This window comes from Tunturiibacter empetritectus, from assembly GCF_014201375.1.
GTDB classification, from domain to species: domain Bacteria; phylum Acidobacteriota; class Terriglobia; order Terriglobales; family Acidobacteriaceae; genus Edaphobacter; species Edaphobacter lichenicola_D.
The window spans coordinates 45,917-65,442 of sequence record NZ_JACHDZ010000003.1 but is presented as its reverse complement, the minus strand read 5'-3'; the positions used below and the strand labels follow the sequence as shown (position 1 = coordinate 65,442).

Genomic DNA, 19,526 nt, shown 5'->3' with positions numbered 1-19,526 from the left:
CTGCTTGTTCATCAATACCGTGGTGCGAATTGATGAAGATAGATTTAGTTGCGCTTGCGGGGTTGGATTCCGCGAGTGCGGCTGTTGGAGGTGCGCTTGGCTCCGCCGAGGAGCATGAGCAGGATGGCTTTTTGGGCGTGCATGCGATTTTCGGCTTGATCGAAGACTAGCGACTGGGGGCCGTCTAGGACGGCGTCGGTGACTTCGGCGTTGCGATGCGCGGGGAGGCAGTGCATGAAGACTGCGTCGGCTTGCGCGTGCGCCATGAGGCCTTCGTTGACCTGGTAGGGCTTGAAGATGGGGGCGCGCTTGGTGGCTTCGTGCTCGAAGCCCATGGAGGTGCAGACGTCGGTGTAGACGGCGTCGGCTCCGGTGACGGCTTTGACGGGGTCGTGCATGAGGGTGATGCTGCCGCCGGTGGTTTCGGCGATCTCGATGGCCTTGTGGATGATTTCGAGTTTGGGGGCGAAGCCTTTGGGCGTGGCTACGGTGCAGTGTGCGCCGAGTTGCGCGGCGGTGAGCATGAGGGAGTGGCAGACGTTGTTGCCGTCGCCGACGTAGGTGAAGTGGAGGCCCTCTGCGGAGCCGAAGCGCTCTTCGAGGGTGAAGAAGTCGGCGATGGCCTGGCAGGGGTGCTCGAGATCGGAGAGGGCGTTGATGACGGGGATCTTGGAGCAGGCGGCGATCTCGGTGATGGTGTCGTGGGCGTAGGTGCGGAGGACCATGATGGACATCCAGCGCTCGATGTTGTGGGCCATGTCGGAGAGGGACTCGCGTTCTCCGAGGGGGGATTGGGTCTGGTCGACGAAGATGGCGTTGCCGCCGAGGGTGTTGATGGCGGTCTCGAAGGTGAGGCGGGTGCGGAGGCTGGCCTTCTCGAAGAACATGACCATCTGGCGGGCGTCGAGGGCGTGGCGGAAGTCTTCGGGGTTGTTCTTGACGGCGTGGGCGAGCTCCATGATGGCGGCCATCTCTTCGACGGTGAGGTCAGCGATGGAGCAGAGGTCGCGGCCGTGGAGGCGCTTGGAGGCTTCGCTGAAGGCGGTGTCGGACTGGATGCCGAGGGGAGTGCGGGCGCGGGCGGGGACGAGGTCGTCGGTTTCGGGTTTTGAGGTCATGACGGTTTTGCTACCCATGAGATTTTTCTCCTGCCGGTGCTGCTCCGGCCAGTGCTGCAGTGAAGATCTCGTCGAAGGCTTTGATGGCGGTGTCGACGTGTTGCCGCTCCAGAAGGAAGGGCGGGAGGAGACGGAGGACTGTCTCGCTGGTGCGGTTGATGATGATGCGGCGCTCCATCATTTGGGCGGCGACGCGCTGGGCGAGGTCGGCGGAGTTGATCTCGAGGCCAAGCATGAGGCCTTTGCCGCGGACTTCGGTGATGCAGTCGTGGCGTTTGGCTAGCTGCGTGAGTTGGTTGTGGAAGTACGCGCCTACTTCGTTGATGTGGGCGAGGAGGTTGTCGCGCTTGATGGTGTCGATGACGGCGATGGCTACGGCGCAGGCGAGGGGATTGCCGCCGAAGGTGGTGCCGTGCATGCCGGGGGTGATGGCCTCGGCGGCGGCGTTGGTGCAGAGCATCGCGCCCATGGGGATGCCGTTGGCGATGGGCTTGGCCACGGTGGTGACGTCGGGCAGGATGTTGTAGTGCTGGTAGGCGAACCACTTGCCGGTGCGGCCCATGCCGGATTGAATCTCGTCGGCGATGAGGAGGGCGCCGGTGGAGTCGCAGAGCTCGCGTGCTGCGGCGAAAAACTCCTGGGTGACGGGGTGGATCCCGCCTTCGCCCTGGATGGGTTCGATGCAGATGGCGCAGACTTCGCTTGAGAACTTTGCGCGGAGGTCGGCTACGTCGTTGAAGCGGACGAAGTCGACGCCGGGCATGACGGGCATGAAGGGTTCGCGGTATTTTTCTTTGGCCGTGGTGGCGACGGAGCCCATGGTGCGGCCGTGGAAGCTGTGGTCGAGGGCGAGGAACTTTGTGCCGATGGTTTTGCCCTGGGCGCGGAGACGGCCGGCGTTGGCGCGGGCTAGCTTGAGGGCGGCCTCCCAGGCTTCGGTGCCGCTGTTGGTGAAGAAGGCACGGTCGAGGCCGGTGATCTCGGTGAGGCGGAGGGCGAGCTCGGCGGTGTGCTCGTGGAAGAAGAGGTTGGAGGTGTGGATGAGGCGCTTCGACTGATGAGCGATAGCCTCGGTGACGGCGGGGTGTGCGTAGCCGAGGCCGCAGACGCCGATGCCGCTGAGGAGGTCGAGGTAGGCGTTGCCGTTTTCGTCGTGCAGGTGAACGCCCTCGCCGCTGACGAAGAGGATGGGGTTGCGCTCGTAGGTGTTGAGGAGCAGTTTTTTCTCTGCTGCCTGGATGGATTGCAAGTTCGGTGTTGCGTTCATGCGACCATGACCTCCGTTCCGTCGTTGACCCGTGTGGAGACGAGGTCAGGTAGTAGAGATGCTGCTTCTGCGGGAAGAATGCGTACGCGCTTGACGCCGTGGGTGAGGGCGTCGCGGCAGGCGTTGAGTTTGGGGAGCATGCCGCCTGAGACGATCTGGGCCTGCTCCATGGCGGGGATCTGGGCGAGTGTGAGCCAGCGCATGACGTTGCCGTCGGCACCTTTGACGCCGGGGACGTCGGTGAGGAAGACGAGGGTGTCGGCCTTGGCGCCGATGGCGCAGGCGGCGGCCATCTCGTCGGCGTTGATGTTGTAGTACTCGCCGTCGAAGCCGAGGGCGATGGAGGAGATGACGGGGACAGCGCCCATGGCCCAGATGGCCTCGAGCCACTTGGGATCCATAGCGGCGATCTCGCCGACGAAGCCGAGGTCGGGGGTGGTTTTTTTCTTGCGTGCGCGGAAGACGTGGCCGTCGCCACCGGAGAGGCCGACGGCGGACTGGCCGTGCGTGCCGATGGACGCAACGAGGGACTTGTTGACGCGGCCGGCGAGGACCATGAGGGCGGCGTCGCGGGTTTCGGCGTCGGTGATGCGGAGGCCGGAGATGAACTCACTCTTTTTGCCCATCTGGGCGAGGGTACGGGTGAGCTGGACGCCGCCACCGTGGACGACGGCGACCTGATTACCATCTGCGACGAGGTCGGCGATGGCTTTACCGCAGGCGTGGAGGATCTTCTTGTCCTCGAGAGCGGCACCGCCTAGTTTGACGACAAATCTCACAGCAAGCCCTCCTCTTCATTCCATCCGCACATCAGGTTGAGGTTTTGAACCGCCTGACCGGAGGCTCCTTTTAAAAGATTATCGAGGCAGGAGACCAGGATCAGACGTTTACCGTCGGGTGCCAGTGCAAAGCCGAGGTCGCAGAAGTTGGTGCGAACGATGTGTTGGATCTCCGGCAGGTGCGGCGTGTTGCGTAGTCTCACGAGAGGACTGTGTTGATAGAAGTTCTGGAGCACAGCGGTGATTGCGGCTGCTTCGGTTTTGGTTTTAAGACGAAGGTAGATCGTGGAGAGGATTCCACGCGGTATGGGGAGTAGATGCGGGGTGAATTGGATTTGATCCGAGGTGATGTGAAGCTGCTCGAGGAGCTCGCCGGTGTGGCGGTGGCCGAAGACTGCGTAGGCGGAGAGGTTGTCGGCCGCGTACATGAAGTGGGTCTTTGCAGTCGGCGCTTTGCCTGCTCCGCTGACTCCGGATTTTGCATCGCAGATGATGCCGTGGTCGAGGTCGACGATGGCGGCCTGGAGGAGCGGGGCGAGGGCGAGGATGATCGACGTTGCGTAGCAGCCGGGGTTGGCGACGAGACGGGCCTTGCGGATCTCGTCGCGATGGAGTTCGGGGCAGCCGTAGACGGCTTCCAGTTGAAGCTTCGTGGCGTGGTCGGCGTTGGCGTCTTTGAGCTTGTAGATGTCGCGGTTGGTGTGGTGCTGGAGACGCCATGCGCCGCTGAGGTCGATGACCTTGATGCCGCGTTCGATGGCCTGGGGGACCCACTCGCGGGATTGCTCGTGGGGAGTGGCGAGGAACAGGACTTCGGTTCCGGCGTCGGTGATGTGGTCCCAGGAGAAGGGAAGGATCGGGTGCGCGTGATGGTTGCCAGCGACGGCAAGCTGGGGATGGATGTCTTCGAGGTAGTGCGGACTGGTGGACTCTGGCTCGCCTGCGCGGCCCAGGAGTGTGGGTGTGGTTCCGCGGAGTCGGGGATGATGCAGAAGCAGGCGCGCGAGCTCCCCGCCTGCGTAGCCGCCGATGCCGGCGATGGCAGTGCGGGGCGCGGTGGTGCGTGCGGCGACAGATTGATCGAGTACGTTCGTCATTGTGAAGTTAGCCAAGATAGTCTTCGATTCGTGTCTTCAGGAGGTTTGCTTGTTTTTCGTCGGGGCAGATGATGAGGACGGTGTCGTCGCCTGCGATGGTGCCTATGACTTCGGGCCAGTCCTCGTAGTCGATGCCGGCGGCGATGGGTTGAGCGCTTCCGGTGGTGGTGACGAGGACGAGGAGATTGAGGGCCTGACGGACTTCGAGGCCGAAGCTTTCGAGGACCTCGCGGATTCCAGGGAGCGCGTCCTCGTCGTCGTCGTTGCCGTTGGGGAGAGAGTAGCCGTTTGGTCCTTTATTTAATCTCAGCTCGTGGATATCGCGCGATAATGTTGCTTGAGTGACATGAAATCCGCGTCCGGCTAGTTTTCGACGTAGCTCGTCCTGGCTGGTGACCGCGGTTTTGACCAGCAGTTCTCGAATTACGGCGTGACGCTGTTGTTTCATTAGTTTTGTTGTACCTGTGTTTCCATAGTTAAGTCGTCAACAGCGGCTCAATTTAGTAGACGCGCTATTTCTCAGATGTAGTCGTTATGTATAAATATACATTGTTTGTGTATATTTATACATATTCTGTCTCGTCAGTCTCTTCGCTTTTTCGTTGATGAGCGCTCCACACAAAAAGGAAGGGTCGTGACCGGGATTTTGATGCCGGGTGCGACGTATAGTGAAGCATGGAACGGTCCCAGGCAGCTAGTTTGTCCCGAACTCGCCTCGATGCGGGTGTGTCTTCCGCGGTTTCGCCGTCGCTTCTTGACGCGCGTTTTGACCATGATTCGTGTGGTGTGGGTTTTGTTGCTTCGGTGGAGGCTACGTCTTCGCATGTGATTCTGGAGCAGGCGCTGACGGCGCTGGGACGGCTGGCGCATCGTGGTGCGACAGCGGCTGATGGAAAAAGCAGCGACGGGGTCGGCGTGATGACTGCGGTTCCTCGGTCGTTGCTGGTGAAGGCTGCGAATCTTTCTATTGACGACAAACAAGTGCTGGGTGTTGGGATGCTGCTGATTCCGGTGGCGGAGACGCGTGCCGAGGAGGTTGTGGAGCGGTGCCTGCAGTCTCATGACTTTGAGATTCTTTGTTGGCGCGATGTGCCGGTGCGGACCGAGTACCTGGGACAGACGGCGCTGGAGACGATGCCGAAGATTCGCCAGGTGCTGGTGGTTGATGCGGCGGATGCAGAGCCGGAGACGATGGAGCGGCGGCTGTATCTTGCGCGGAAGCAGTTTGAGCGGGCGCATGAGCAGGGTGATGTGACGGGGTATGTGTGCTCGATGTCGTCGCAGACGATTGTTTATAAGGCGATGTGTACGGGCGTTTTTCTGCGTGATTTTTATCCGGATCTGGCTTCGGAGGACTACGTTACGCCGTTCGCGGTGTTTCATCAGCGGTATGCGACGAATACGCTGCCGACGTGGCATCGGGCACAGCCGGGGCGGAAGCTGGGACACAACGGCGAGATCAATACGGTGTGGGGAAATAGGGCGCGGATGGATGCTCGCGACTCGACGCTGCCGGTGGAGTGCAAGCCGGTGCTGACGAAGGATGGGACGGACTCGACGAGTCTGGATGAGGCGGTGGAGCTGCTGTCGCAGAATGGCAGAACGCTGGCTGAGGCGGTTCGCATGTTGCTGCCGCCGGCGTCGGAGGGGCATCATGAATCTTCCTTTTTGCGATACCACACGGATTGCGCGGAGCCGTGGGATGGTCCGGCTGCGCTTGCGTTCAGCGACGGGCGCGTGGTGGGTGCGGCGCTGGATCGGAATGGACTGCGGCCTTGTCGATTTGCGATAACGAGCGCGGGGCTGGTGGTTGCGGGGTCGGAGGCGGGGTTGGTGGATCTCGATCCGGAAGAGGTGACGCATAGCGGACGACTGGGGCCGGGGCAGATGCTGCTGGTGGATCTGGAGCAGCACAAGATCTATGAGGATGAGGAGCTGCTGGAGCTGTTCGACGTGGGGGCGACGTACGCGAAGCTGGTGGAAGATACTCCGCTGATTGCGGCTGAGGCGCCGGTGGTGGATTCGGCTGCGCTGGCTGCGGTGCAGCGTGGGTTTGGGTATACGCGCGAAGACGTGAAGATGATCTTGCAGCCGATGGCGCTGGAGGGGAAGGACGCTGTGTATTCGATGGGGGATGATACGCCGCTGGCGTTTCTTGCCCGGTCGCCGCGTCCGATCTATGCGTACTTTCGACAGAGGTTTGCGCAGGTGACCAATCCGCCGATTGATTCGCTGCGCGAGTCCTGCGTGGTGTCGCTGCATACGCGGCTTGGGCCTTGGCCTCACATGCTGGATAAAAATGCGCCGCTGCCTGGAGTTTCGTTGCCTTCTCCCTTTTTGACGCTGGGGCAGGTAGAGGCGCTGCGGAAGGGGGAGTATCCGCACAAGGAAGAGCTGAAGCTGGCGGAGTTGCAGGCGGTCTTTGGTGCGGAGAAGACGCTGACGCAGGGGCTTGATGATCTGTGCATGCAGGCGATCAAGCTGGTGCGTGAGGGTGCTCGGATTCTGTTGCTCTCCGATCGCAGTGCGAGTGCGGAGAGGCTGCCGATTCCGATGGCGATGGCTACCGGGGCGGTGCATCATGCGCTGGTGGATGCGGGACTGCGTACGCTGGCTGGGCTTGCCGTTGAGGCTGGAGACTGCAGGGATATTCATCATGCTGCGGTGCTGATTGGGTATGGCGCTGGAGCGGTTTGTCCGTGGCTTGCGCTGGAGACGGGCAGGAGTCTTGCGCCTGCGGGTACTGATGCGGCGGATGCTGAGCGGAAGATGATGAAGTCGCTCGATGCGGGGCTGGCGAAGGTGATGTCGAAGATGGGGATCTCGGTGGTGGATAGCTACCGTGGGGCGCATCTGTTCGACATTCTGGGATTGCACTCGAGTGTGGTGGCGCGATGTTTCTTTGGGACGCCGGCTCCGTTGTCTGGTGTGGGATTTGCCGAGGTGGAGCGGCAGTTGCGGCAGACCTGGACGCCGGACGAGGCTTCGGCTTCGGCTGAATTGCCTGACTACGGCTGGGTGCGATTCCGGAAGGCGGATATTTCGGAGCCTCACGCGTGGCAGCCGCCGACGGTGAAGGCGCTGCAGTCGGTGGTGGGGAGTGCGCGGAATGTGCCGCAGCCTACGGACCCTGCGGGTGCGTTCGCGATCTATACGCGGGATGTGATTGCGCGTGATCCTGCGGTGTTGCGGGATCTGCTGGAGATTCGTCCGGCGGGGCCTGAGCTGGCGTTGAGTGATGTGGAGACGCCTTCGAGTTTGTGCAAGCGGTTTGTGGCTAGCGCGATGTCGCTTGGGTCTTTGAGCCCGGAGGCTCACCAGACGATTACGGCTGCGATGAATATGCTGGGCGGCCGGTCGAATACGGGTGAGGGCGGCGAGGATTCTGCGGTCTATCGAGTGCATCCTGAGGGCGCGGAGAGGGTCGATGCGGGCGGAGGGATGAGCCTTGCGGCTCGGTCGGGCGGAGGTGCGGCGGTGGCTGAGGCTGCGGTGGAAGCGCCTGCGGTGCATGTGAACCTGAATAACAAGATCAAGCAGATTGCGTCGGGGCGTTTTGGCGTGACGGCGGAGTATCTCGTGCATGCTGAGGAGATTGAGATCAAGGTGGCGCAGGGAGCGAAGCCTGGTGAGGGTGGGCAGTTGCCTGGGCACAAGGTGAGCGGATTGATTGCGCGGTTGCGTCACGCGCAGCCGGGGGTGGCGTTGATCTCGCCGCCGCCGCACCATGATATTTACTCGATCGAGGATCTGGCGCAGCTGATCTATGACCTGAAGCGAGTGAATCCGAAGGCTGCGATTGGCGTGAAGCTGGTTTCGGGTTGTGGTGTGGGTACGGTGGCTGCCGGTGTCGCGAAGGCTTATGCGGACTACATCGTGATCGCCGGAAATACTGGCGGGACTGGCGCGGCTGCGCTTTCGAGCATCAAGTATGCGGGGAATCCGTGGGAGCTGGGACTTGCGGAGGCGCAGCAGGTGCTGATGCAGAACGGCATGCGCGGACGTGTGAGGCTGCGTACCGACGGCGGGCTGGCTACGGCGCGGGATATCTTGATTGCGGCGCTGCTGGGCGCGGATGAGTACGCGTTCGGCACGGCGGTGCTGGTGGTGCTGGGCTGCGATATGGCGCGGCAGTGTCACTTGAATACTTGTCCGACTGGGATTGCGACACAGAAGCCGGAGCTGCGGGCGAAGTTCCGTGGGAAACCGGAGCATGTGGTTCGGTTCTTCGAGCAGCTCGCGGGGGATCTGCAGCATCTGCTGGCTCGTTATGGTCTGCCGTCAATTGAGGCGGCGATTGGGCGCTCGGATCTGTTAGAGCAGGTTCGGTTCGATGGGAATCTCGATCTGCAGCCGATGCTGGCGAGGGTGTCGGATGGGCCAAGCCGGTTTATGGGCGTGCGGAATACGCAGCCGGTGGCGGGGCCTCCGCTCGATGAAGCCTGGGTTGCACCGGCCATGACGGCAGTGGATGCAGGAGCGCCGTTTGTGGTGGACTCGAAGATTGCTAACAGCGATCGCGCGGTTGGTTCGCGGTTGGCTGGCGAGTTGGCGTTGCGTCGAGCGCAGGGAGAGCTTGCGGCGGATGTTACGTTCAACCTGTCGGGAACGGCGGGACAGTCGTTTGGCGCTTTCACAGTGGATGGGATGAAGCTGGTGCTCGAGGGACAGGCGAACGACTTTGTCGGGAAGGGTCTGTCGGGTGGGGAGCTGGTGATTCGTGCGCGTGGATTGGCGGCGAAGGATAGTGGGAATCATGTGATTCTTGGCAATGTTGCTCTCTATGGCGCGACGTCTGGAAAATTGTTCGCGGCGGGGCGGGCGGGAGAGCGTTTTGCGGTTCGTAACTCCGGTGCGATTGCCGTGGTCGAGGGCGTTGGCGACCACGGGTGCGAGTATATGACCGGTGGTGTGGTGGCGATTCTTGGCCGCGTGGGGATCAACTTTGGCGCTGGGATGACAGGCGGACTGGCGTGGGTTCTTGATGCTGACGGCTCCTTCGTGTCGGGGCTGAGGTATCATCCGGAGTTTATTGATGCCGAGCCGTTTAGTGCTATTGGTGTTGAGGCTCAGGAGAGTCTGCGGGCTTTGATTGCGGAGCATGTGAAGGAGTCGGGGAGTGGGCTGGGGCAGGCGATGCTGGCGGATTGGCCAACGCGGGCTGCGGGGTTCATTCGGTTGACTCCGCGTCCTCAGGCTTAGGCGCGGATCAGGCTGCTGTGGTGTGGCGTGGGATGGCGCGCCGTGGCAGCGTGAGAGGGACTGGTTAGATTGGCTTGGGTCTTTGATGTGTTTGGTGAGGCGCTTCGGAATTGCATAAAGATTCATTTTGGCGGAATGAATCGCAGTTCATTCTTGGCAAAGTCGGGTGGATTCATTAGAGTGGCGGCACCGGAGATTTCCGGTTTGAGGCCTGGACTGAAACGATTAGTGAAGAAGACGAGGCCTGATTCGATCAAGGCAGAGGTGCCGGCGACGGGACCCGGAAGCGAAAAATATCAGCGCATTCTGGATGCGGCGGTGGAGGTGATCGCCGAGCATGGGTATTTTAGCTCGCCCGTGAGTGCGATTGCGAAGCGCGCCGGGGTGGCGGATGGGACGATCTATCTCTACTTCAAGAGTAAGGACGACGTGCTGCGAACAGCAATAGACTCGACCTTCGATAAGTTTCATCGACAGGTGGAGGAGGAGTTCAGGACTCTGCATGATCCGCGGGCGCAGCTGGAGTACATCGCCCAGGTTCACCTGGAGAGTCATGCGGTGAATCGCAGCATGGCGGTGTTGATGCAGACCGAGGTGCGGCAGAGCGCGAAGTTTATCGCGGAGTTTTCGCATCATCATCTGGTGAAGTACATTCAGGTGGTGCGCGAGGTGGTGCGGAGGGGACAGCAGGAGGGAATCTTCCGGCGCGATGTTTCGGATGGCGTGGTGGCTCACTGCATGTTCGGGGCGATTGATGAGCTGTTGAGTTCCGCTGTGTTCACGGGGCGGGTCTATGATTCGAAGGCGACGGCTGCGCAGGTGATGGATGTGCTGCTAAGCGGGATTCAGGCGAGATGACAGGGTGAAGGGCCGCAAATAACTACGCCAGAGATTTCTGAAACATGGCTCTAGCAGCTGATTTTCCACGCTAGAGAGTGAAGAAGACTGGACAGCGACAACAGCAGGACCATATTTTGGGAGAGACGATGTTTGATTTTTCGACGTTGAATGATGTTCTGGAGCGGACTACCGGTTGGGGCAGTCGGGCAGTGATGATGGGGCAGGGCGCGGATGGGGCATGGAAGCCAATTACCTCGGACGAGCTTTATGGGCGGGTGCGGGCGCTGGCGGATGTGTTTCGCGGCTGGGGCGTGGGGAAGGGCGATCGCGTGGCGATTCTGTCGGAGAACCGGTGGGAGTGGCCGGTGACGGACTTTGCGACCCTGGCGATTGGAGCGGTGGATGTGCCGCTGTATCCGACGCTGACGCCGGAGCAGATTGGGTACATGTTGCGGGACTCGGGAGCGAAGGTGGCGGTGCTGTCGACGCGGGAGCAGTACGACAAGCTGGCTGCGGTGGGGGATCTGCCGGAGCTGGAGCGTGTGGTGGTGATGGATGCGGGAGAGTTTGCGAATGCGGAGAGCTTTGGCGCGCTGATGGAGGGGGCGACGGCGAAGCAGCAGAGAGATGTGGGATTCGAGGGGATGCTGAAGACGGTGAAGCCGGAGGATCTGGCGACGATTATTTACACGTCAGGTACAACGGGAGAGTCGAAGGGCGTGATGCTGACGCATGGAAACCTGACGAGCAATGTGAACTTCTCGACGGGAAAGATGGGATTTTCGGAGAAGGATAGCTGCATCTCGTTTCTGCCGTTGTCGCATGTGACGGCGCGGCATACGGACTATGCGTTGCTGTGTCATGGGGTGAAGCTGGCTTATTGCCCGAAGTTCGATCAGCTGGCGCCGGCGATGCAGGCGGTGAAGCCGACCGTGTTTCTTGCGGTTCCTCGGGTGTATGAAAAGATTCGGCAGGCCGTGGAGGGTAAGTCGGCTGCGTCGCCGGCGAAGTTGAAGATACTGCGCTGGGCGCTTGGCGTTGGGAAGAAGCATCGGGCGGAGATATTGGTCGGGAAGACGCCTGGTTCGGTGAGCTGGAAGATTGCGAACAAACTGGTGTACACGAAGATTCGCGAGGCGTTTGGGGGGCGTGCGGAGGTGTTTATCTCGGGTGGTGCGCCGCTGGGGATGGATTCGGCAGGGTGGTTCGCGGATGTGGGGATTCGGATCTTTGAGGGGTATGGCTTGACGGAGACCTCGCCGGTGATTGCGGTGAACTATCCGGAGGCGCATCGGATTGGCACGGTGGGGCAGGCGCTGAAGAATGTGGAGTGCAGGTTTGCGGAGGATGGAGAGCTGGAGGTGAGGGGGCCTTCGGTGTTTGTGGGGTATTGGAAGAAGGAGAAAGAGACTGCCGAGGCGTTTACTGCAGATGGGTGGCTCAAGACTGGCGATATCGGGAATATCGATAAGGATGGGTACCTGTCGATTACGGACAGGAAGAAGGAGTTGCTGAAGACCAGTGGTGGAAAACTGATTGCTCCGCAGCCGATTGAGAATAAGCTGAAGGCAAATGTGCTGGTGGCGCAGGCTGCTCTGGTTGGAGATAGGCACAAGTTTGCGTGTGTGCTGATTTCGCCGAACTTTGCGGCGCTTGAGGGATGGGCGAAGGGGCAGGGGATCGCCGTCGGTGATCATGCGGCTCTGGTGAAGGATGCGAAGGTGGTGAAGGTTTACCAGGAGATTGTGGATAAGGTGAATATGGGGCTGGCGCACTTTGAGAGTATGAAGCGGATGAGCGTGGTTGCCGAGGAGTGGAGCGTGGAGGATGGAACGCTGACGCCCAGTATGAAGCTGAAGCGGCGGGTGGTGGAGCAGAAGTACGCGAAGGAGATTGGAGATTTCTATGCGGATGAGGCGACTGCATCGAAGGGATGAGTTGAGTGCTGTAGGAACTGGCGTGTTGCGCATGGTAGGTGTGGTGGCGCTGGCTGGTGGAGTTTGCCTGGCGCAGATTGGGCCGCCGGTTTGTGCGGTGCCGGCGGGGAAGCAGGTGGCAAGCTTGCGTCCACAAGTGGGCCCGAGGCCTACTGTGGAAGCCGCGGTGGCTACGGCGGAGACGGCGGCGGCGGATCCGACGATGTTGGTGGCGGCGGAGCCGATGGAGAACTTCGGTGTGGCGCGGTATCGGCTGTCAGACTATGCCGATTGCGTGGGGACGGGTGGGTGTTACTGGGCGGATCTGGATGCTCAAGCGAAGAGGGCGGAGGCTGAGTTGAAGAGGCTGATCGCCACGGAGAAGGCTGGCGAGAAGCTGGCGCTGGTGCTGGATATCGATGAGACTTCGCTGACGAACTACTGCGAGATGAAGCGGGAGGACTATGGATTTATCTCGGTGCCGTTCAATGAGTGGGCGGTCTCCGCAGAGGCGGATATGGCGATACCGGGGACGCTTCGGCTGTTCAATGAAGCTCGTGCTGCGGGGCTTGAGGTCTTCTTTATTACGGGGCGGCCGGGGGAACAGAGGGCTGCGACGGCGAGGAATCTAGAGGCCGCGGGGTATCGGGGATGGAAGGGGCTTGCGCTGCGGGAGGGGGATGAGAAGACGATGGCTACGGTTGCTTACAAGAGTGAGGAGCGGAAGAAGATTGTGGATGCGGGGTATCGGATTGTGATGAGCGTGGGGGATCAGTGGAGTGACCTGAATGGGGAGCCCAGGGCGGAAATCAGCGTAAAACTGCCGAATCCCTTTTACTATTTACCTTAGGGGTTGCAGGGGGGCTTGATTTGGGGACTTTAGTATCCGGCGATACGACGATGCTGCGACGAGCGAGTAAGGTGGGGCGGAGATTTTTGAATCCGGTGCCTACGGTGATCGGTGGGTTGAGCACGATGTTCAAAGTGCTGCCGCGGTTTTTGTTGAAGAAAGCGGAGACGGTGCCGGCGAAGGCGCTGGGGCCTTTCCATACTGATGTCTCGGTGTATGCTGCGCGGCCGGTCAGTGGTCTTCGGGTGACCTGGATGGGGCACTCATCGTTGTTGATGGAGTTTGATGGGTTGCGAGTGCTGATGGACCCGATGTGGGATGAGCGGGCCTCTCCGACGCGATGGGCGGGCCCGAAGAGATTTTTTGCTGCTCCGATGCGGTTGGAGGAGTTGCCGCCTGTGGATGTGGTGCTGGTGTCGCACGATCACTTCGACCATTTGGGAGAGGCTACGATTCGAGGATTGGCGCGGCTCGATTCGATGCGTGAGGCGAAGTGGGTGACTTCGCTGGGAGTAGGAGAGCTGCTGCAGGGGTTTGGGGTAGCTGCGGGGAGAATCACAGAGCTGGATTGGACGCAGAGCGTCTTGGTAGGCGAGGTGGAGATCACCGCGGTTCCTTCGCGGCACTTCTCTGGGAGGAGTTTGTTCAATCGCTTCGAGACGCTGTGGTCTGCGTTTGTGTTTCGAGGACCGAAGCATAAGGTCTATTTCGGCGCGGACTCGGGATGGTGGGACGGGTTTGCGGAGATTGGCGCTGCGTATGGGCCGTTCGATCTTACGATGCTGGAGATTGGAGCATTCGACGCATTGTGGGACGCGATTCATCTTGGGCCGGATGGCGCGGCGCGTGCGTTTGAGGCGCTGGGCGGCAGGGGTTTGATGATGCCGATTCACTGGGGGCTCTTCGATCTGGCGCTACATGCGTGGCGACAGCCGATTGAGCGAATGCTGGAGTTGGCGGAGGAGCGGGGAATTCGGTTGTGGGCACCCGAGCCTGGGCGGCCAACCGAGGTTGCGGGTGGGGTTGAGGTGCGGTCGGATTGGTGGCGGTAAAGACAGGAGTGCGAGTTGGGTTCTTCGGAGCTGGTTTTATAGCTTTGGGTCGAGTGAGAGTTTGATCATTTTGTTTTGATGGAGAAGTCGATCTTCAACTCGTCTTTGACCTTGACGGTGCCACCGCCTGCGCTGACGGGTTGAATCCCGAAGTCGGTTTGTTTGATGATGGCTGTTCCTTCGTACTTGCCTTCGAGAAGTTGAACGTGCACCAGGACTGGTTTGGTTTCGCCGTGGAGGGTCAGTTTCCCGGAGACCTCCCATTGACGATTTGCAGAGGATTGAACGCGGTCCGAGCTGAACTGGATCTCGGGGAAGCGAGCGCTTTCGAGAACTCGTTCCTGCATGGTGTGTTGAACCTCAGCCTGATGATCTTCGGGGAGCACTGTGAGCCGCCCGGATTGGACACGGAAACTGACATGCGGTGTTGAACCATCGTCTATGGTTCCTTCTTGAATGGGAGCTGTGACGATGTGCTCGTGTCCGGCGGCTGAGAACAGGCCGGTTTTACCGACATGGATAGTGAGCGTGCTTTGGGTGGGATCGATATCCTTCTGAGCTGCGAATGCGGCGGTTACTGGGAGGGAAAAAAGCAGGGCCGACAGCACGAAAACTTTCAACGGAACTCTCCTTGGCGATCTCTTTGCACGAATCGTTCGACGCAGGGAGGAGCTAGAAGTGAAGCACCAGACCACCGGTGAAGAGAACATTATTTTGCCGCGAGCTTGTGGTGGAGAGGCCGTAGTTGGGCTGGCCGGAGTAGAAGTCGCGGACCTCGGCTCTGGCGCCGATGGGAAGTCTACCGATGAGGGGGAGGCCCTTGAGTTGGGTAAAGGGTTTTGTGTCTATGCCGCCGCCGAATTCGAGGGTGCCGGAGTTCCCGGTGCCAGAGACGTTGACGTTGCCAGAGTGAGGTGCGGCGGGGGCGAAGTCGGCGTAGCCTCCACCGAAGAGGAGCCACGGCTGGAGGACCCCGGTTGCGTTGAGTTTAACTCGCACGTGCGGTGTGAGGAAGAGATAGGCGTACTGAGGGCTAATATCCGAACCCGGTACACTCACCTTCACGTCGAATGGCGATGCGAAGAAATCAACGCCTGCGGAGACGGTTGTCCGACTGCCAAGCAGATGCCTGTCGTATTCGGCGCCCAGAGTGAGGCTGGAGTTCAGGTTGATGTTGCCGCCGCGTTGCAGGCCGATGCTGGGGGTCTCGGCTGCTCCGATGACGAGGCCAAGTTCGTTCTTCGAAGGGACACTCTGAGATCGGGCAGAGTGGGCTGCCCACGTGATCGATAGCAGAGATGCAAAGACGGATACGAGGGATCGAACGGTGTTTCTATTCATTTCTTCTCCAGGTGTTTCATCAACGCTCTTGTTTTTGGCATAGCAAAGGCGCTGTCGCGAGTGGTGACGCGAAGGGGTTGAAGCCGCTTCAATGTAGGTGTCAGCGATGGTGACGACGGATTCGCTGGGTGCAATCAGAGTCGACTGAGGGAAGATGCCGAATCTCCCATCCGCTAATGAGAGTCGTGCGTTGGCCAGAGGTTACAGTTCAAGTGAGAGACCCATCGATTGAGGAGAAGATCGTTGTGAATCAGTTGAGCAAACGTATTCGAAGGATGAGGATTTGGAGAGAGCAGAGTATGATTTCGCTGATGTCAAAAGGAGAGATTAATGAGGATTGGAATGTTGACCGGCGGCGGAGATTGTCCTGGGCTGAATGCGGTGATTCGGGCTGCGGTGCGTAAGGGGATCCTGCACCATGGGGATGAGTTTGTTGGGTTCATGGAGGGCTGGCGCGGCGTGCTGGATGATGTGACGATGCCGCTTACGCTCGAGACGACCTCGGGGATTCTGCATCGGGGTGGGACAATTCTGCGGTCTTCACGGACGAATGTGAAGAAGATTCCGGGTGGGTTTGAGAAGTGCGTTGAGGTGCTGGGGAAGCATAAGCTGGATGCCCTGATTGCGCTGGGTGGTGACGACACGCAGTCGATTAGTCTGGCTCTGAGCGAGAAGGGCGTGAAGTGCGTTGGCGTGCCGAAGACGATCGATAATGATTTGAATGGGACGGATGCCTGCTTTGGGTTCGATACGGCTGTGGGGATCGCTACTGAGGCGGTGGACCGGTTGCATTCGACCGCGGAGGCTCATAACCGCGTGATGGTGTGCGAGGTGATGGGGCGCGATGCGGGATGGATCGCGATTACGGCGGGCATTGCCGGCGGCGCGGATGTGATTCTTGTGCCGGAGGTGCCAATCGACATTGAAGAGGTCTGCCGGTTGGTGAAGTATCGGCGCGAGCATGGGAAGAAGTTTTCGATTGTGGTAGCGGCCGAGGGAGCGCAGTTTCCGGAGACGGGGCAGGCGACTCATGGGACCTCTGTCGATTCGTTTGGCCATGCGCGGCTCAGCGGGATTGGGCAGGCTCTGGCGGAGGAGATTGAGAAGCGGACAGGGTATGAGACGCGCAGCGTAAACCTGGGGCATACGCAGCGGGGAGGGACTCCTTCGGCCTATGACCGGATGCTGGCTACGCGGTATGGCGTGGCGGCGATCGATCTGGTACATGCTGGCAAGTTCGGCCGTCTGGTGGTGCTGAAGGGGACTGCGATCACGGATATTCCGCTGGCGGATGCGATTGCGAAGACGAGGACGGTAGGGGAGGACTTACTGGCGGTGATGAAGGGGTTACAGCCGTTAGCTTCCAGTTAACAAAGGAGATTTTTGTTGTGCCGGTAGACAAAAGGGGGTACAAAGAGGGTGCTGGGTGCTTCCGCGCCTGGCACCCATGCTGGAGCACTGCTTTTAGGTCGAACGGAGACTTGTGATGGCTGTGTCGGTACAGGCAACGGTGCGTGAGGTGATGGACATCCGGCAGGCGTCGGAGTATCTGGGGATCAGCGGGGATACGCTGTACCGGTATGCGTCGGAGGGGTTTATTCCGGCGTTCAAGCTGGGGAATCGGTGGCGGTTCAAGAAGACGCTGCTGGATGCGTGGATGGATGAGAAGTCTGGCGTGAAGCCGCCTTCGCCGATTGCTGTGATGCCAAAACAAAAGAAGCCGGTTGCGAGGGCGCGGTAGACGGATTGATCAGACTTCTGGCGGTTCACATCGACGGGTATATCGTCTTGTTTGGGGCTGTCGCGGTGGCAGCGTTCTGGTTTGCGATTCAACTTTGCTGGTCGGCTGCTGGCAAACCCTGGTATGGCGTGTTGGGACGACTGATGGGTGCGCTGGCCCTGCTTGGACTAGGAATAGTGATGATCTTTTTTACTGCCTTCGGGAGCTGACGGAAGGCTTTTCCTTGTTGCGCTGGAGATGCGAGCGTTATGGCACTCGCGGCTTAGGCTGGCTGAAGGGTGATGACGGTGATTTCCGGGGGGCAGTTGAGGCGGAAGGGAAGGCCGACAGTGCCGATGCCGCGATTCACGTAAAGCTGCATGCGATTGAACTGGTAATGTCCCTCTGGATATTTTTCGCCTAGTGGAGGCAGGATGAGTGGCCCGAGGAAGGGCAGACGGACCTGGCCGCCGTGGGCGTGGCCGGAGAGCATGAGATCGACGAGCGGCCCGCGGGGGTGGGCGACGACGGAATCGGCGTAGTCGGGCTCGTGGGCCATGAGAATGACTGGACCGTCGGGCTTTGTGGGGATGGCGAGGTCGAGGTCTGGGGCACTGGTGCCGGGGTCGTCGACGCCGCAGAGCCAGAGGCGGGAGCCGCTACGTTCGATGGGAAGGTGCTGGTTGACCAGAACGGGCGTGCCGCGGCTGGAGAGAGCCTGTATGACCATGGGGGCGTTGACTGCTACGTCGTGATTGCCGAGGATGGCGTAGCGCAGAGGGGCGGTAAGGGTGGCGATGATCTCCGCGCAACGATGGGCGGCGTGTTTGCCGGCAATGAACGTGATGGAGCCGTGGGTGATGAAGTCGCCGGTGAGGAGGACGAGATCTGCGGCCAGCGTGTTGACCTTGCGGATGATGCGCTCGAAGAAGAAGGGTTCGGTGTACTCGTCGAGGTGGATGTCGCTGAGTTGAACGATGCGGTAGCCGTGGAAGGCGGCGGGGAGATTCGCGATGGCGATGGGGCGTTGGACGACGTCGACTTCGTGGCGAGCGATCTCTCCGGAGTAGAGAGCCAGAGCTGCGGCGGCGGTCCCTGAGCCTATAAGGAAGTCGCGTCGGGTAAAGCGCGACGGCTGAGCGGATTGAGAGCCGGGCATACTCCTATGATACCGGGTGGAGCGGTGTTGGCCAAAGGCGGGTGCGGGACGCTGGGGTTGGGTAGAATCAGAGCTGATGAATTTTAGTTTGAGGAAGAAAAGAGCCGCTGCGGCGGCGAAGGCGGCTGGTGTCGATGGGATGCTGATCGCTCATCTGCCGGATGTTCGTTATCTGTGCGGGTTTACGGGTTCGAATGCGGTGCTGGCGTTGGTGGGCGGACGCTCAGTGCTGTTTACCGATGGGCGGTATACGGTGCAGGCGCGGGCAGAGGCACCCGGGACTAAGGTTGTGATTGCAAAGAAGCCTGCGGTGGTGGCGGCTTGTGAGTGGCTGGAGGCTACTGAGGTGAGGCGCTGTGGATTTGATGCGGCCCATACTACGGTGGCGGCTTTGGAGACGATGCGGAAGGCGCTGTCGGCGAAGGTGCGGCGGGGGATGTTTGTGGCGGCGGGGCCGGTGGTGGCACGGATGCGTGAGGTGAAAGACGCCGACGAGGTGAAGCTGATACGCACCGCCGCGTTGGTGGGGTGCGATCTGTTTGAGGGCATGCTGACGTATCTGGAGGCGGGGCTGACCGAGGTGGAGGTGGCGGCGACGCTGGAGTACGCGGCGAGGCTTGCAGGGGCGGAGGGGATGTCGTTCGACACGATCGTTGCGAGCGGGGAGCGATCGGCGCTGCCGCATGGGCGAGCGACGGGGGCGAGGTTGCCGAAGCAGGGGTTCGTGACGCTGGACTTCGGTGTTATTCTCGACGGATATTGCAGCGATATGACTCGTACTGTGCACATTGGCAAGGCGTTGCGCGATGAGCGGGACGTGTATGATTCTGTGCTGGAAGCGCAGGAGGCCGCCGTCGCCGCTGTGGCGCCGGGAGTGACTGCCGGAGAGGTGGACGAAGCGGCAAGGAGCGTTTTGCGGAGGGTGAAGCTGGATAAGTACTTCAGCCACTCTACCGGGCATGGTGTTGGGCTGGAGATTCATGAAGGACCAAGGCTTGCGGCGAGGCAGACGCAGGTGTTAGAGCAGGGAATGGTGATTACAATCGAACCTGGTGTGTATATGCCGGGACGGTTTGGATTACGCATCGAAGATATGGTTTTAGTGACGGCTAATGGCGGCGAAGTTTTGACGCCCAGCGTGAAGGCCTGGATAGAGCTCTAAAAACGACATGGTGCCGGAAGAGG

17 protein-coding genes are annotated in these 19,526 nt (G+C 60.4%); 9 read left to right on the top strand and 8 right to left on the bottom strand.

Translation table 11 applies throughout. From position 1 onward, the window contains the following. Window positions 1–44 precede the first annotated feature (44 nt). Genes argF through HDF10_RS09240 form a run of 5 tightly spaced genes read right to left on the bottom strand, consistent with a single transcriptional unit; the run spans window position 45 to window position 4,709 of the window. Window positions 45–1,136 (bottom strand): ornithine carbamoyltransferase, encoded by a 1,092-nt coding sequence (gene argF / locus HDF10_RS09260; protein WP_183812730.1) that lies wholly within the window; start codon window positions 1,134–1,136, stop codon window positions 45–47. Beyond that, window positions 1,129–2,385, bottom strand: a complete 1,257-nt coding sequence (locus HDF10_RS09255; RefSeq protein WP_183812728.1) for an aspartate aminotransferase family protein — start codon at window positions 2,383–2,385, stop codon at window positions 1,129–1,131. The genes argF and HDF10_RS09255 overlap by 8 nt, the downstream gene beginning before the upstream one ends. Next, entirely contained in the window at window positions 2,382–3,164 is a 783-nt protein-coding gene (argB, locus tag HDF10_RS09250; RefSeq protein WP_183812726.1) for an acetylglutamate kinase, read from the bottom strand. Before argB ends, HDF10_RS09255 begins: the two co-directional genes overlap by 4 nt. Then, window positions 3,161–4,261: an N-acetyl-gamma-glutamyl-phosphate reductase gene (argC, locus tag HDF10_RS09245; RefSeq protein WP_183813635.1), complete on the bottom strand. Its 1,101-nt coding sequence runs from the start codon at window positions 4,259–4,261 to the stop codon at window positions 3,161–3,163. The genes argB and argC overlap by 4 nt, the downstream gene beginning before the upstream one ends. Before the next feature lie 7 nt (window positions 4,262–4,268). Continuing rightward, window positions 4,269–4,709: an arginine repressor gene (locus HDF10_RS09240; protein WP_183812724.1), complete on the bottom strand. Its 441-nt coding sequence runs from the start codon at window positions 4,707–4,709 to the stop codon at window positions 4,269–4,271. A gap of 338 nt (window positions 4,710–5,047) precedes the next feature. Between HDF10_RS09240 and HDF10_RS09235 the strand changes: the two genes are divergently transcribed. The 5 genes from HDF10_RS09235 to HDF10_RS09215 all read left to right on the top strand — a co-directional run bounded on the left by HDF10_RS09235 (window position 5,048) and on the right by HDF10_RS09215 (window position 14,121). Next, window positions 5,048–9,463: a glutamate synthase-related protein gene (locus tag HDF10_RS09235; protein ID WP_406706029.1), complete on the top strand. Its 4,416-nt coding sequence runs from the start codon at window positions 5,048–5,050 to the stop codon at window positions 9,461–9,463. Window positions 9,464–9,691: 228 nt separating this feature from the next. Further along, a complete protein-coding gene (locus tag HDF10_RS09230) occupies window positions 9,692–10,321 on the top strand; it encodes a TetR/AcrR family transcriptional regulator (RefSeq protein WP_183812720.1) in 630 nt (209 codons plus the stop codon). A gap of 128 nt (window positions 10,322–10,449) precedes the next feature. Beyond that, window positions 10,450–12,240 carry an AMP-dependent synthetase/ligase gene (locus HDF10_RS09225; protein ID WP_183812718.1) on the top strand — a complete coding sequence of 597 codons (1,791 nt, stop codon included), beginning with the start codon at window positions 10,450–10,452 and terminating at the stop codon, window positions 12,238–12,240. After that, the gene (locus HDF10_RS09220) at window positions 12,209–13,069 is read left to right on the top strand and encodes an HAD family acid phosphatase (RefSeq protein ID WP_260177780.1); all 861 of its coding nucleotides are present in this window, start codon (window positions 12,209–12,211) and stop codon (window positions 13,067–13,069) included. The genes HDF10_RS09225 and HDF10_RS09220 overlap by 32 nt, the downstream gene beginning before the upstream one ends. A 20-nt stretch (window positions 13,070–13,089) precedes the next feature. Further along, window positions 13,090–14,121: an MBL fold metallo-hydrolase gene (locus HDF10_RS09215; protein WP_260177779.1), complete on the top strand. Its 1,032-nt coding sequence runs from the start codon at window positions 13,090–13,092 to the stop codon at window positions 14,119–14,121. Window positions 14,122–14,186: 65 nt separating this feature from the next. Here HDF10_RS09215 and HDF10_RS09210 read toward each other — a convergent pair whose 3' ends face one another. Beyond that, window positions 14,187–14,741 (bottom strand): YceI family protein, encoded by a 555-nt coding sequence (locus HDF10_RS09210; RefSeq protein ID WP_183812716.1) that lies wholly within the window; start codon window positions 14,739–14,741, stop codon window positions 14,187–14,189. 52 nt (window positions 14,742–14,793) lie between these two features. Continuing rightward, the gene (locus tag HDF10_RS09205) at window positions 14,794–15,462 is read right to left on the bottom strand and encodes a hypothetical protein (RefSeq protein ID WP_183812714.1); all 669 of its coding nucleotides are present in this window, start codon (window positions 15,460–15,462) and stop codon (window positions 14,794–14,796) included. Between the two features lie 330 nt (window positions 15,463–15,792). Between HDF10_RS09205 and HDF10_RS09200 the strand changes: the two genes are divergently transcribed. The 3 genes from HDF10_RS09200 (at window position 15,793) to HDF10_RS09190 (ending at window position 17,412) form a co-directional block, all read left to right on the top strand. Then, on the top strand, window positions 15,793–16,833 hold the full coding sequence (locus tag HDF10_RS09200) for a 6-phosphofructokinase (RefSeq protein ID WP_183812712.1): 1,041 nt from the start codon (window positions 15,793–15,795) through the stop codon (window positions 16,831–16,833). A 115-nt stretch (window positions 16,834–16,948) separates the two neighbouring features. Further along, window positions 16,949–17,203, top strand: coding sequence for a helix-turn-helix domain-containing protein (locus HDF10_RS09195; RefSeq protein WP_183812710.1), 255 nt, complete (start codon window positions 16,949–16,951; stop codon window positions 17,201–17,203). A 5-nt stretch (window positions 17,204–17,208) separates the two neighbouring features. After that, window positions 17,209–17,412 (top strand): hypothetical protein, encoded by a 204-nt coding sequence (locus tag HDF10_RS09190; RefSeq protein WP_183812708.1) that lies wholly within the window; start codon window positions 17,209–17,211, stop codon window positions 17,410–17,412. 53 nt (window positions 17,413–17,465) lie between these two features. Here the strand turns inward: HDF10_RS09190 and HDF10_RS09185 are convergent, their stop codons facing one another. Next, a complete protein-coding gene (locus HDF10_RS09185; RefSeq protein WP_183812706.1) occupies window positions 17,466–18,341 on the bottom strand; it encodes a metallophosphoesterase in 876 nt (291 codons plus the stop codon). 88 nt (window positions 18,342–18,429) lie between these two features. Here HDF10_RS09185 and HDF10_RS09180 point away from each other — a divergent pair, with 88 nt between their 5' ends. Next, window positions 18,430–19,503 (top strand): M24 family metallopeptidase, encoded by a 1,074-nt coding sequence (locus tag HDF10_RS09180; RefSeq protein ID WP_311732720.1) that lies wholly within the window; start codon window positions 18,430–18,432, stop codon window positions 19,501–19,503. Window positions 19,504–19,526 lie beyond the last annotated feature (23 nt).